Annotated in this window: 11 protein-coding genes; 5 read left to right on the forward strand and 6 right to left on the reverse strand. The window is 38.7% G+C overall.

Going from position 1 to position 13,659, the window contains the following annotated elements:
• Nucleotides 1-26 precede the first annotated feature (26 nt).
• From MKL36_RS08845 to rtcA, 3 genes are all read left to right on the forward strand, one after another.
• Complete coding sequence (locus MKL36_RS08845; protein ID WP_000885915.1) at nucleotides 27-728, forward strand: DUF4145 domain-containing protein; 702 nt, start codon at nucleotides 27-29, stop codon at nucleotides 726-728.
• On the forward strand, nucleotides 728-1,186 hold the full coding sequence (locus MKL36_RS08850) for a DIP1984 family protein (RefSeq protein ID WP_021511580.1): 459 nt from the start codon (nucleotides 728-730) through the stop codon (nucleotides 1,184-1,186). The genes MKL36_RS08845 and MKL36_RS08850 overlap by 1 nt, the downstream gene beginning before the upstream one ends.
• A gap of 259 nt (nucleotides 1,187-1,445) precedes the next feature.
• Nucleotides 1,446-2,492: an RNA 3'-terminal phosphate cyclase gene (gene rtcA, locus MKL36_RS08855; RefSeq protein ID WP_021511579.1), complete on the forward strand. Its 1,047-nt coding sequence runs from the start codon at nucleotides 1,446-1,448 to the stop codon at nucleotides 2,490-2,492.
• Nucleotides 2,493-2,527: 35 nt separating this feature from the next.
• On the opposite strand, the gene MKL36_RS08860 is transcribed toward rtcA, so the two are convergent.
• From MKL36_RS08860 to pheA, 4 genes are all read right to left on the reverse strand, one after another.
• Complete coding sequence (locus MKL36_RS08860) at nucleotides 2,528-3,988, reverse strand: aminoacyl-histidine dipeptidase (RefSeq protein ID WP_021511578.1); 1,461 nt, start codon at nucleotides 3,986-3,988, stop codon at nucleotides 2,528-2,530.
• Between the two features lie 170 nt (nucleotides 3,989-4,158).
• The gene (locus tag MKL36_RS08865) at nucleotides 4,159-4,542 is read right to left on the reverse strand and encodes a hypothetical protein (RefSeq protein ID WP_000735997.1); all 384 of its coding nucleotides are present in this window, start codon (nucleotides 4,540-4,542) and stop codon (nucleotides 4,159-4,161) included.
• A gap of 127 nt (nucleotides 4,543-4,669) precedes the next feature.
• The gene (locus tag MKL36_RS08870; protein ID WP_031223078.1) at nucleotides 4,670-6,916 is read right to left on the reverse strand and encodes a bifunctional prephenate dehydrogenase/3-phosphoshikimate 1-carboxyvinyltransferase; all 2,247 of its coding nucleotides are present in this window, start codon (nucleotides 6,914-6,916) and stop codon (nucleotides 4,670-4,672) included.
• Between the two features lie 107 nt (nucleotides 6,917-7,023).
• Entirely contained in the window at nucleotides 7,024-8,133 is a 1,110-nt protein-coding gene (pheA, locus tag MKL36_RS08875; RefSeq protein ID WP_021511576.1) for a prephenate dehydratase, read from the reverse strand.
• A gap of 185 nt (nucleotides 8,134-8,318) precedes the next feature.
• On the opposite strand from pheA, the gene MKL36_RS08880 reads away from it, so the two are divergent.
• Entirely contained in the window at nucleotides 8,319-9,263 is a 945-nt protein-coding gene (locus MKL36_RS08880; RefSeq protein WP_021511575.1) for an alpha/beta hydrolase, read from the forward strand.
• A 41-nt stretch (nucleotides 9,264-9,304) separates the two neighbouring features.
• On the opposite strand, the gene MKL36_RS08885 is transcribed toward MKL36_RS08880, so the two are convergent.
• Entirely contained in the window at nucleotides 9,305-10,450 is a 1,146-nt protein-coding gene (locus MKL36_RS08885; RefSeq protein WP_000881870.1) for an acyl-CoA dehydrogenase family protein, read from the reverse strand.
• A gap of 162 nt (nucleotides 10,451-10,612) precedes the next feature.
• Entirely contained in the window at nucleotides 10,613-11,971 is a 1,359-nt protein-coding gene (locus MKL36_RS08890; RefSeq protein ID WP_001085436.1) for a dicarboxylate/amino acid:cation symporter, read from the reverse strand.
• 498 nt (nucleotides 11,972-12,469) lie between these two features.
• Between MKL36_RS08890 and MKL36_RS08895 the strand changes: the two genes are divergently transcribed.
• Complete coding sequence (locus MKL36_RS08895; protein ID WP_021511574.1) at nucleotides 12,470-13,483, forward strand: glycosyl transferase family protein; 1,014 nt, start codon at nucleotides 12,470-12,472, stop codon at nucleotides 13,481-13,483.
• Nucleotides 13,484-13,659: the final 176 nt, after the last annotated feature.

Genomic DNA, 13,659 nt, shown 5'->3' on the forward strand with positions numbered 1-13,659 from the left:
ACTTTATAAATTTTAGGAGAAATCAAATGGCCTTTTCATGGACATGCCCTTACTGCAACCAAAATGCGACAATTACAGATTCAAATATTTCTAGATTCTTAAATAAGTTTAACAATAATAATAAATATGGTTTGGTTGGAATTGAAATAGAGTCAATTACTTGCCCAAATCTATTGTGTAAAGAGTCAAAAATCACCGCAAGGCTTGCTCCTTTGTCAGGAAATTATAATATTCCAACCCTAGGAAAAACTATTATTTCATGGAACTTAAAGCCAAATTCATCAGCTAAAACATTTCCTGATTATATTCCCAAAGCCGTTTTAGATGATTATAACGAAGCATGTTTAATTCGTGATCTCAGTCCAAAGGCATCTGCAACTTTATCAAGAAGATGCTTACAAGGCATGATTCGAGATTATTGGGGTGTATCTAAAAATACCTTGAATGAAGAAATAAAGGCTATTAAAGATCGAATCGACCCTATTATTTGGCAAGCAATTGATGCTGTCAGAAAAATTGGAAACATTGGCGCTCACATGGAAAAAGACATTAATTTTATTATTGATGTTGAACCAAATGAAGCCCAAATGCTGATTGGTTTAATCGAAATGCTATTAAAAGAGTGGTACATAGCTCGATATGAACGCCAAAAACAATTAGAAGATTTAATTGGATTAGATGTGATTAAATCTGAACAAAAAAATATTCCTAAATTGGTGAATGAATAATGAAACTCGCAGAAGCACTTTTACTTCGAAGCGATCAACAAAAAAAGCTCGCTTCGTTAAAACAACGAATTAATGCCAATGTATTGGTACAAGAAGGTGATGAACCTAGTGAAGATTCAAATGAGCTCATCAAACAAGTATTCGCTTTAACCCAGGAAAGCAATCAATTGATTTGTCGTATTCATTTGACCAATGCACAAGCAAAACTGGAAGATGGCAAAGTATTGTTGTCCCTATTAAGCTTGCGCGATAGTTATGCTGAACAGCATAAGATTTTAATAGATGCGATTGCCAATACACATCGAGAACCTGATCGTTATAGCTCACGTGAAATTAAGTGGAAGAAAGTCATTCCTGTTTATAGCTTACAAAAGCAGGCGGATGATATCAGTGCGAAACTCCGTGACTTAAACGTTAAAATTCAGGCTGCTAACTGGCAAATTGATCTAATCAATTAAACAATAGATTTTGTGCAATTATTTTCACAATCAAAGTTTGGGCATACTGGGCGAGTACAAGATCCTGCATTACTCCGATCTGAGGGATTGAAAATAATTCAGGCGGCTATGGCAGCATGTGAGCCGTGCATCGATATTCACTTATCAGGCTCAGCACTATGCCCCTACTAAACCTTTGTCAAAAGCAAAGTCACGCGTTACTTCGCATTACCATGTACTGACAGTATGTTCATTAAATTAGAAAATAAGGAAAACAGAAGTGAATACAGTTTTGGCAAATATGCCAAAAGCCATTCAAATTGATGGCTCACAAGGTGAAGGTGGTGGACAGATTTTAAGAACCGCCCTTACCCTTTCAATGATTACAGGTCAGGTATTTGAATTAATTAATATACGTGCAGGACGTAAAAAACCAGGGTTAATGCGTCAACATTTGGTTTGTGTACAAGCATCTCAACAAATTAGCCAAGCTTATATAGAGGGTGCTGAATTACATAGCCAACGTTTATATTTCGCACCTCAGCATGTTCAAAGTGGTAAATATCAATTTCAAATCGGTTCAGCGGGTAGTACAACACTGGTTTTACAAACGCTTCTACCTGTTTTGTTATTACAAAATGAAGCTACCGAACTCACCATTTCAGGGGGTACACATAACCCACTTGCACCAACAGCAGATTTTATTGAACACTGCTTTTTACCTGCTCTAACAAAGATTGGAATTAACGTCGATTTTAGATTAAATAAAGCTGGCTTTTTTCCAATTGGTGCGGGTGAAATTCAAGTTACCATTCAGCCATGGCAACATCGAAACAGCTTAAAGTTATTAGATCGTGGTGCTTTGCAATGCAATGAAGCTTTTGCAGCAGTATTAAATCTTTCAGAAGAAGCACAGATAGCACAACGTGAATTAATCACATTAAGTAAAAAACTAAACTTAAGCTCTCAGCAACAATTTCATTTAAATGGAATTAGCCAAGGCAATACAGTCTATGTGAAAGTTACTCATCAATATCACACTCAACTGTTTACAGCTTTAGGTGAGATGCGCAAAAGTGCAGAGCAAATAGCTGATCATTTAGCAAAAGATGTAAATTTATATTTATCTTCGCAGGCTGTTGTAGATGAGTATTTGGCAGATCAATTGCTTCTGCCTTTAGCTTTAGGTCAAGGTGGTGAATTCACCGCACAATGTATTAGCGAACATACTCGTACTCAAGCAGCCATGATTGAAAAATTTATTGATTGTGAAATCGAATTTGTCGAGTTAAATCCACATCATTTTCATGTAAAAGTTAAAGTTTAAGAAGCTCATAACTGAGCTTCTTATCTCTTAAAAAATTACTCTACAGATGCCAAAGCGGTTACCAGTAGCTTCCAGCATTTCTCTACAGTATCAACTTTGACTCGTTCACCCGGTGCATGTGCCCCCTGAATATCCGGTCCAAACGAAACCATCTGTAAATGTGGGTAATGTTCAGCAATAATCCCACATTCTAAGCCTGCATGAATTACTTTTAGATTTGGCTCAATATTAAATGCATTTTGATAAGCTTGTTGTAAGCACTTTAGAGCAGCCGAATCTGGATTTGGTGTCCAACCCGACACTAACGGCGTAAGTGTAGAGCCGATATTAAATTGGCTAAAATGGGCCTGAATTTTTTCGGCAAAATCTTGAGCTTCTTGGTTCACCATTGAACGGACCATTAAAACAGCTTTTCCACCTTCTCGATTTAGTCTCACCACCCCAATGTTATTTGAGGTTTCAACTACATCTGGTAGAACCTGACTCATACTTGCAACACCATAAGGACTTGTTGCCAAAGCTTGCAACCATTCATTTTGCTGTTGTTGAGCAATCGCTTCGGTCACTTCAGCACCAGTGGGTTGAATACTTAATTGCAAGTTGTCATCAATACCCTGTAGCTGTTCTTTCCATACCTTTTGATATTCAGCAAGTAACTTTTCTAGGTTTGATAACTGATTAGGCGAAATTGCAATGGTTGCCACTGCTTCTCGCGGTAAAGCATTACGGGCCGTACCACCTGTAAACTCAACAAGATGCCCACCCAGTGAGGCTAAATATTGATTTAAAAAGCGGGCTAAAATAACATTGGCATTGCCACGTCCTAAATGAATATCTACGCCAGAGTGACCACCTTTAAGACCAGCCACCTGAATATTCACGATATTCAAATTTTCAGGGATTGGCTCATAACTAAGCGGCTGCTCTACCTCAACATCAATACTGCCGGCACATCCGAGATATAATTCACCCCACTCTTCCGTATCAATATTGAATAACCATTTCCCTTTTAGTACACCAGCCTCTAAAAGCCGCGCACCACTCATGCCTGCTTCTTCATCAACAGTTAAAAGAACTTCAATTGGTCCATGAGCAATATCATTTGAATCTAATACTGCCAAAGCTAAGGCTACCCCAATGCCATTATCAGCACCTAAAGTAGTGTCTTTGGCAATTAGCCAGCCATCCTCAAGAACTGGGCGGATCGGGTCTTTAAAGAAATCATGTACTGTGCCTGTGTTAGCCTGCGTGACCATATCTAGATGACCTTGCAGAATAACGCCAGATACATGTTCTTTACCTGCAGTTGCATCCTTTCGGATAATTAAATTACCAACTTCATCTACATAAGTTTCTAAATTTCGACTTTCGGCCCAGTTTTGTAAAAACTCACGAAGTTGCTCTTCATGCTTTGACGGACGAGGAATAGTACAAAGTGTTTGAAAATGCTGCCAAACGACTTGAGGAGATAATGCTGCAATATCAACTTGTGTCATGAAAACTACACTCTAATTATGTAAATATCTTAATAATTTCAATATACACAAAGCATTAAAGATAGGTAGCGATTTCGGGAAAGATTTTGTATTTTTATATTTAATCTAAAGAAATTGTACGACTTTTCTAAAAAGCCGTACTTCACAAATAAGTCTTAACAATAATATGTTTAGCTTTTCCACTCAAATGCTGAAAAGCTATGATCGGCTTTCAAGCTATTTTCAACAGCCTGTGCAAGCTGACGAATAATACTTTGTGTTTCGATTTTCTCAAACCAATCTTGTTCTTCATCAGGATTGGCAGAGATTTCACACATTAAATGCCCATCATGGTCGGTTTGCTGGCAAGTAATAGACAATGGTAAAAGGTGATTATCAATACTTACTTCCACCTTTTCATGTTCATGCACAATATGCTGTGCATCAAAACCATAATTCCCCAATTGTTTAAACAGTAAAGCCGCTACATATTCTTGAGTGATATGGCATTCATTTGGTGGATGATCAAGCACCCCATGTTGTGGGCAACTGGCAATAAATTGTAATTTTTTCATCCTTTGTCCTAACACTTTTATCATTATCTGCACTTAGCATAAGCAATAAACAAACAGCAGCCAAGCCTTTAGCTCGCTGCTGCCGTTGCTATTGTGTTAGCAATTATAAAATGTGTTAGGTAAAAAGTTATTGGCTAACTTCTATCGTTAAGCCTGCACGATTCGCCAACTCAGTAAAAGTTGGGAAACTTGTAGCAACAGTTTCAGTACCGTGAATTGTAATCGGACCAGAAGTACGAAGACCTGCCATACTAAAACTCATAGCAATACGGTGGTCATGGTGTGATTCAATTTCACCACCAGCAAAGATTGGTGACCAATCACCAGATTTGCCTTTACCTTCGATAATGATGCCATCTTCAGTAGGTGTGCAATCAATGCCCATGATTTTTAAACCATCTGCCATAACTTGAATACGGTCAGATTCCTTCACGCGAAGCTCTGCTGCACCTGTTAATACTGTTTGGCCTTCAGCACAAGCCGCTGCAATAAATAAGGCTGGGAATTCATCAATTGCTAAAGGTACTTGGTCTTCAGGCATATGAATACCTTTAAGGGTACGTGAACCTTTAATATGAATATCAGCAATAGGCTCTCCACCAGCGATACGCTCATTTTCAACAGTCAGGTCAGCACCCATCTGTTTTAAAATTTCAATTACGCCAGTACGTGTTGGATTAATACCTACAGCTTCAAGTACAACGTCTGCACCTTCAGTAATTGCAGCGCCCACCATGAAGAAAGCAGCAGATGAAATATCAGATGGTACTTGAATATTAGTACCCACTAACTTACCGCCGCCCACAAGGGAAATTTTATTGCCTTCAGTTTTAACATCATAGCCAAATGCACGAAGCATACGCTCTGTATGATCACGTGTTGGTTCCGGTTCAGTTACCGAAGTTTCACCTTCAGCCCACAAACCAGCAAGTAAAATACCCGACTTCACCTGAGCAGATGCCATAGGTAAATCGTATTGAATACCTTTTAATTTCTGACCACCAGTAATGCTTACAGGTGGTGTACCTTTCTCACCTGTCGTTTGGATTTGCGCACCCATTAAACGTAATGGTTTAGCAATACGCTCCATTGGACGTTTAGAGAGCGAAGCATCACCCGTCATCACTGAATCAAACTTTTGTGCAGAAAGCATACCTGAAAGCAAACGCATGCTTGTTCCAGAGTTACCCATATACAACGCACTTGCTGGTGCTTTTAAGCCATGCATACCCACGCCATGAATGGTCACTTCACCATTTTTAGGGCCTTCAATGCTTACACCCATATCACGGAAAGCTTGTAAAGTTGCTAAAGCATCTTCACCTTCAAGGAAGCCTGTTACATGCGTAGTGCCTTCTGCAATAGCACCAAACATAATGGAGCGATGTGACACAGATTTGTCACCCGGTACGGTAAATTTACCTTTAAAAGCCTTATTTCCCGGTAAGATACTGAATTGCTGTGTCACCTTATTTTTCTCCATTAAAGGTTTTTTGGCTAACATATGATTGAAATGCTGACGTGCTGCCTGAGCATGGCCGAGTAAACCCATTAATGCATGAGAATCTTCGTTTTCAATCAATTTTCTAAGTACGGTAAGTTGTTTCTCGAAGCCATCTACAGCATTTAATATAGCTGTTTTATTGGCAAAGAAAATGTCATGCCACATTTGAGGATCGCTGGCAGCAATTCGTGAAAAGTCACGGAAACCACCAGCTGCATAACGGAAAATATCAAGGTTATCTTCACGGTTTGCAAGTTGCTCGACCAGATTAAATGCCATTAAGTGCGGTAAATGACTGGTATGCGCCAAAACTTCATCATGTTTGGCAACATCCATACATATCACTTCGGCTTTAGCAGCTGACCAAAGTTGAATCAGTTTCTCAACTGCCCATTCTGCACTTGTTGGTAATGGCGTCAAAATCACTTTGTGATTTGCAAAGAGATCGACCTTACCTGCGTGGACACCCGTGTGTTCACTTCCCGCAATCGGATGCCCGGGAACAAACCCCACTGGTAAATCTTCACCAAATACAGCTTTTGCTGCATCTACGACATTACCTTTTGTACTTCCCACGTCAGTTACAATTGTGGTTTCTGACAAATAAGGTTTAATTTGCTCAAGTACTTTTTGAGTGGCGCGCACTGGCAAGGCTAAAACAACTAAATCCGCCCCTTTCACAGCTTCTACAGGATCGGAAAACCCTTCTTGTATTAAGCCAAGTGATTTTGCATCTTCTAAAGTTTTCTGTGAACGTGTAGATGCCACAATAGTTGTCGCCAACTTTTCTGCAACAATAACGCGAGCCAAACTCGACCCAATAAGTCCTAAACCAATAAATGCAACTTTTTTAAATAGGGGTTGTAACATAACTTCAACTTTGCTTTTGCTCAACGTTATTTAAACCTTTGAGCAATTTGTTTTTAAGCATAATGACATGTCCATCTTGATACATGTCACTATTCCAACATGAGTGATTAAAGAACAGCAGCAGGATAAGAACCTAAAATACGAAGTTCTTTTACCATTGGACGAATCTCATTGATTGCCGCAGCCACATTTTCCTGATCGATATGACCTTCTAAGTCAATAAAGAACACATATGCCCATTTTTCAGGTAGTGCTGGGCGAGTTTCAATACTCGTTAAGCTGATATTATATTTTGCAAACGGCGCTAAAATTTCTAATAAAGCACCTGCACGGTCATGTGCTGAAATTAATAATGATGTCTTGTCATTGCCACTTTGTGGAATTTTTTCACGGCCAATCACTAAGAAGCGAGTGGTATTTTCCGGATTATCTTCAATATTGCTATGCAAGATTTCAAGGTTATACATACCTGCTGCAATATCAGACGCAATCGCTGCTGAATGCCATTCATTGCGAATACGGCGTGCAGCTTCGGCATTTGAGTTTAAGGCAACACGCTCAACCCCCGGATAATGTGCGTCTAACCACTGACGACACTGAGCCAAAGTTTGCTGATGCGCATAAATCTGCTTAATACTGTCTTTACGTGTATTTTCAGAAACAAGGAATTGATGATGAATACGCAATTCAACTTCACCAATCACATTTAAATTCGAAGTTTTAAAACAATCTAAAGTATGATTTACGATACCTTCAGATGAGTTTTCAACCGGAACTACACCGTAATGCGCACTACCCGCTTCTACTTCACGGAACACTTCATCAATAGTTGGTAGCGGACGGACAACCGCATCTTTACCAAAATGTTTAAGTACGGCAGATTGAGTAAAAGTACCTTCTGGGCCTAAAAATGCAATACTTTGCGGAGCTTCTAAAGCAAGGCAAGCAGACATAATTTCACGGAACAAACGGGCCATAGTTACGTCAGATAAAGGCCCTTGATTGCGCTCCATAACTTTACGTAAAACTTGTGCTTCACGTTCAGGACGATAAAACAAAGGATTCTCTTCAGAAGCAAATTTAGCTTTCGCAACAGCTTCAGCAAGGCTTGCGCGGCGATTTAATAACTCTTGAATCTGTTGATCTACGCTATCAATATCTTCGCGAATTTGTTCTAAACTAAGAGAAGTCGTTTTGTTTTGATCATCGTTGATCATTGGAAGGCAGCCTCAGCAAAATCATCTTTTAAACGAGAGTATAACAATAGTCGGCTTTGTTTTGTTAGGCAATATGGGTGTATGGGCTTTTTTCATTAATCCGGCTCGAACCTTTGTATAAGATCACTTTATTTGATAATGATTTTCATTTATTATTTGACTTATAACATTTTCTTAACTTTATTATGCTTAAATCTTTTTTCTTTTTATCTTGTAATTTCTTTCTAGGCTCTTTAATAAGTAGTTCCGTTTTGGCTCAAGCCCCTGTAAAAAATCAATCAAAAATCGATTTTCACAACAATCAGGCCCAGTTCCAAATTAAATCTAAAAATACTGGACATGAATACCTTATTCAAATTTATAAACCACCTGTTGCCCCACCCCAACATGGTTATCCGGTACTTTATATATTAGATGGTAATGCAACATTTCCAAGCGCAATGAATATTGCCCAGTCGATTGGAGCAGGCTCTGCAAAATTAGGTTTAGATCCGCTCATTATTGTAGCTGTGGGCTATCCTCAGCAAAAAACCTTTGATGTGCAAAAACGCGCTTATGATTACACCCCAAAACCTTCTGCCGAGTTTCAAGCACAAGGTAAATATAAATATGGTGGTGCTGACCAGTTTATTGCTTTTTTAAATAATGAGCTTAAGCCTGAAATCGCTAAACAGTTTCCAATTAATAGCCAACAGCAAAGTCTCTATGGGCATTCTTTTGGAGGATTGTTTGTGCTTTATCATTTTTTTCAAAAACCTACTGCCTTCCAACGTTACTTTGCTGCAAGCCCTTCTCTCTGGTTTGATCAAGGCATGTTATTTCGAGAATTAGAACAATGGCAAAGTCAAAAGCAAACCGTGTTCCCAATGCTGATGACGACAGCCGGTACACATGAACAAGGTGGGCCACATACCCAGTTTAATCAAAGAATTAATAAAGACGATTTCTTTAAAGTCTTAGAAAATAAACGTTCAGACCAATTTACTTATTGGCATTTCAATAATCCTGCTGAACAGCATATCACCAATTTGTATGCGAGCTTACCTAAAGCGCTTATGTTTGCTTCATGCCAAAATCTAGAAAGCTGTAAATCTTTATTCGATGAACCATCGCAGAAAACAGCTAAATAATAAAAAAGCCTACTCAAAGGTAGGCTTTTTTGAAACTATTATTAAGCTTTACCGATTAATCCACGTGCTACGATTTCTTTCATAATTTCATTTGTACCGCCGTAAATACGTTGAATACGGGCATCTACAAAGAAGCGTGAAATTGGATATTCAGTCATATAACCATAACCACCAAACAGTTGTAATAGGTTATCCGCCACCTTCATTTGCATATCTGTACTAAAACTTTTCAGTGCTGCAGCCGTCTCAACATCAAGTTTACCTTCTTGATATAAAGCAACATTTCGCTCATAGAAAGCTGTTGTCGCAAGCTCATCAATTTTTGCTTGTGCTAAAACAAAACGAGTATTTTGGAACTGTGAAATAGGTTGACCAAATGCATAACGTTCTTTTACATAAGCAGTTGCCAAATCAATTGCACCACGAATAGCGCCAACCGCTGTCGATGCGATAGCCGTACGTTCGCGCGGTAATTCTTGCATTAAATAAGCAAAACCTTGTCCAGCTTGTCCGAGTAACTGATTTTTAGGAACCTTAACATTGTCAAAAAATAGCTCAGATGTGTCTTGAGAATGCAATCCGATTTTGTCGAGGTTAGTTCCTTTTTTGAAACCTTCTAGGTGAGTATCCACCAATAATAACGATACACCTTTCGCACGCGCTTGCGGATCGGTTTTTACTGCAAGCACTACAAGGTCAGCATGTTGTCCATTTGAAATAAACGTTTTAGAACCATTTAGCAAATAATGGTCATCTTGCAAAATGGCACTGGTACGCATTGACTGTAAGTCTGAACCGGCACCCGGTTCTGTCATACCAATTGCTCCGACTACTTCACCTGTTACCATTTTCGGTAACCAGTATTGTTTTTGTTCTTCGGTCCCAATATGTAAAATATAAGGCGCCGCAATCTCAGAGTGACAAGAAATAGCAGTTGATAATGCGCAAAATCCAGCACGAGCCGATTCTTCAACTAACATTAATGAATAATATGTTGGGACGCCATAACCACCATATTCTTCTGGGACATCCACACATAAAAAACCATTTTCGCCCAGTTGAGACCAAACTGAACGTGGCATAATTCCTTCACGTTCCCATTGGTCATAATGTGGAGCAATATGCTCATTCATAAAACGTTTAAAATTATCACGGAATAATTCTAAATCTGCATCATATGCCAACATAATATTTTCCTTCGGCTTTATTGTTTTATCGAATCTCATTGCTGTGCATGCTAATCATTTTTTACACAACTGTCATGGCTTAGCTGCTCATTTAAACTGTACTTTTCAGTCAGCCAATAAAAAAGGAAGCCAAAGCTTCCTTTTTATATAGGTAGATCTGAATTAATCTAAACCTTCTGCAACCTGGGGATTTTTGGGAGCCAACATTTTTCTGTCAACTTCATCTGGATTGTTTAAAGCATCATTGAGCTTATCTTTGTCTAAAGCACCCACCCATTTTGCAACTACAATCGTTGCCAAAGAGTTACCAACAAGATTGGTTAAAGCACGTGCTTCTGACATGAAGCGGTCAATACCTAAAATCAATGCCAAACCAGCTACCGGAATATGTCCTACTGCAGATAAAGTTGCTGCCATAACAATAAAGCCAGAGCCTGTTACACCCGCTGCACCTTTAGATGAGATTAGGAGTACCAGCAACAAAGTGATTTGATGTTGAATATCAAGCTGTGTATTCGTTGCCTGAGCAATAAAGATTGCAGCCATAGTCAAATAGATTGACGTACCATCAAGGTTAAATGAATAACCTGTTGGAATAACTAAACCAACAACCGACTTTTCACAACCTGCAATTTCGAGTTTACGTAACATGCGAGGCAAAACAGATTCAGAAGAAGATGTACCAAGTACAATTAATAGTTCTTCACGAATCAGGCGAATCATTTTCAGAATACTGAATCCACTAATGCGGCTGATTGTACCCAAAATTAAGAAAATAAAGAGTAAACACGTAATATAGAAGCAGATAATGAGCTGGCCTAACTGTACCAGTGAACCTACACCATATTTACCGATAGTAAACGCCATTGCCCCAAATGCACCAATTGGCGCAAGCTTCATAATCATATTCACAATGTTAAAGAACACGTGTGCAATTTGATCAATTAACTTTAAAACTGGGCGTCCTGCATCACCTAACTTATGAAGTGCAAAACCAAATAGTATTGCAAAAAGAAGGACCTGTAAGATTTCACCATTTGCAAATGCACCAACCACCGTATCCGGGATGATGTGCATCAAGAAATCAATGGTAGATTGTGACTCACCAGAAGTGACGTATTTTTGGATACCTGAAGTGTCCAGAGTTGCAGGATCAACATTCATTCCTACGCCTGGCTTTGCAATGTTAATCACCACAAGGCCAATCAGAAGCGCGATTGTTGAAACGATCTCGAAGTATAACAACGCAACACCGCCAGTTTTACCAACTGACTTCATGCTTTCCATACCAGCAATACCACTTACTACTGTACAGAAAATAACAGGTGCGATGATCATTTTAATCAAACGAATAAAAGCATCACCTAATGGCTTGAGTTGCTCACCTAAACCTGGAATATGTTGTTCAACACCATTAACAATTTGCGTTGTACTTGGTGAGAAATGCCCTACCAAAACACCCGCAATAATCGCAATAATCACTTGAAAATAAAGTGATTTATAAATCGGTTTTTTAGCCATAACTTTACTTCAATCTATATTTCCAAGTCCGTTGGAAATATCAAAATGAAACGTCTATTCTTTACGAATACACAGCCCTAACCTTTCACATGAACACCGCAAAAGGGAAACGGTTTTTTAGAAACAAAAACCTTCCTACTACCTCAATGAAAACAAAAAACTGTTTTCTAAAACAGGAGAATACCTGAAGTTTCTAACTACTTTGAGTAGCTAGAAATAACCTCTTACTTTTTCAATAAAAAGCTGAAGATATAGGAGAATCACAGAAAATTATGATATGAGTGCTCAAAAAAGCACATGAAGTTTACTCGAATTAAATAACGATTCGATTAAAATTTTGGCTAATACGCACAAAAAATACTCATGCAGCCTTAAGACTTTAGTATGAGAAACACTTTTGATATTTTTTCATCAGTTTTTTATGTCATATTGATAAGTCCTTGTAGACATTTCATTTTGAGCTGCCTACTCCCCTTATTTTTACTGTTTTGAATTGCCATGAATACTAAACGTAATATTTATAAAGATGCTGAACATCCCTTTGCTCAATATGTCCGTATTTTAGGTAAGGGGAAAACTGGATCTCGCTCACTGAGTTATGAAGAAGCCTATCAGGCTTTTACTATGATTTTAAAAGGCGAAGTTCTTGACGTTCAGTTGGGTGCTTTTTTAATGCTGCTACGTGTTAAAGAAGAATCGATTGATGAACTTGCAGGTTTTGTACAAGCCACCAAAGACCAGCTTCATTTTGCACCTTTAGAAGTTGACTTAGATTGGTCATCTTATGCCGGTAAACGTAAACATTATCCTTGGTTTTTATTAGCGGCTCTTACCCTTGCTCATCACGGTTATAAAATCGTAATGCATGGCGCTTCCGGACATACCATAAACCGGGTTTATACCGAACAAGTTTTGGAATATTTAGATTATAAAATTTGCCATTCTGAACAAGAAGTTCGCACCCAATTGGCAGAACAAAGTTTTGCTTACTTACCGCTAGACGTGATTTCACTGGTTTTAAGCGAATTGATATCTCTAAGAAATGTTATGGGATTGCGTTCACCTATTCATACTTTGGCCCGTTTAATTAATCCTTTTAACGCTAAGGCTACCTTACAAGCAATATTCCATCCTGCTTACAGAACTTCTCATCAGCATAGTGCACTTCGCTTAGGCTATCAAAATAGTGCTGTCATTAAAGGCGAAGGCGGCGAATTCGAGCGAAACCCAGACGCGAAAACGCTGATTTGCGGAATTAAAAATGGTGAACTCTATGAGCATGAGTTGCCAAAGCTTACGCCTGAACGTAGCCCAATTGAAGAAGAGTTAGACTTAGCAACCTTTAAAGCTGTTTGGCTCGGTCAACAGCATCACGAATATGGGGAAATGGCCGTAACAGAAACCATGGGTATTGCGTTATATACCATGGGCGTGGTTTCTAATTTCGAGGAAGCGATGCAAAAAGCAAAAGTATTATGGGAAACACGAAATTTAAGCAATCTTAATTCGTAGTTAACAAATGCTATCGTGAAGGTCGACATGGATGTCGACCGTATCACTGCGATACAGGAAGTATCGTCAGTGATACAGAGGATTTTTGGTTACTTTTGATCCTTCAAAAGTAATAAAAGCCTATATGCTATAACTTATGAAAAACATGCTATATAAGGCTGTATGGAATAACCAAA

The sequence above is a fragment of the Acinetobacter sp. AOR12_HL genome, from assembly GCF_027855275.1.
In the GTDB taxonomy this organism is placed as follows: Bacteria; Pseudomonadota; Gammaproteobacteria; order Pseudomonadales; family Moraxellaceae; genus Acinetobacter; species Acinetobacter baumannii.

Bases quoted from the DNA above. Each gene is read 5' to 3' on its own strand.
- MKL36_RS08845 (WP_000885915.1), top strand. From the start codon at position 27: ATGGCCTTTTCATGGACATGCCCTTACTGCAACCAAAATGCGACAATT.
- MKL36_RS08850 (WP_021511580.1), top strand. From the start codon at position 728: ATGAAACTCGCAGAAGCACTTTTACTTCGAAGCGATCAACAAAAAAAG.
- MKL36_RS08860 (WP_021511578.1), bottom strand. From the start codon at position 3,988: ATGACACAAGTTGATATTGCAGCATTATCTCCTCAAGTCGTTTGGCAG.
- MKL36_RS08865 (WP_000735997.1), bottom strand. From the start codon at position 4,542: ATGAAAAAATTACAATTTATTGCCAGTTGCCCACAACATGGGGTGCTT.
- MKL36_RS08870 (WP_031223078.1), bottom strand. From the start codon at position 6,916: ATGTTACAACCCCTATTTAAAAAAGTTGCATTTATTGGTTTAGGACTT.
- pheA (WP_021511576.1), bottom strand. From the start codon at position 8,133: ATGATCAACGATGATCAAAACAAAACGACTTCTCTTAGTTTAGAACAA.
- MKL36_RS08880 (WP_021511575.1), top strand. From the start codon at position 8,319: ATGCTTAAATCTTTTTTCTTTTTATCTTGTAATTTCTTTCTAGGCTCT.
- MKL36_RS08885 (WP_000881870.1), bottom strand. From the start codon at position 10,450: ATGTTGGCATATGATGCAGATTTAGAATTATTCCGTGATAATTTTAAA.
- MKL36_RS08890 (WP_001085436.1), bottom strand. From the start codon at position 11,971: ATGGCTAAAAAACCGATTTATAAATCACTTTATTTTCAAGTGATTATT.
- MKL36_RS08895 (WP_021511574.1), top strand. From the start codon at position 12,470: ATGAATACTAAACGTAATATTTATAAAGATGCTGAACATCCCTTTGCT.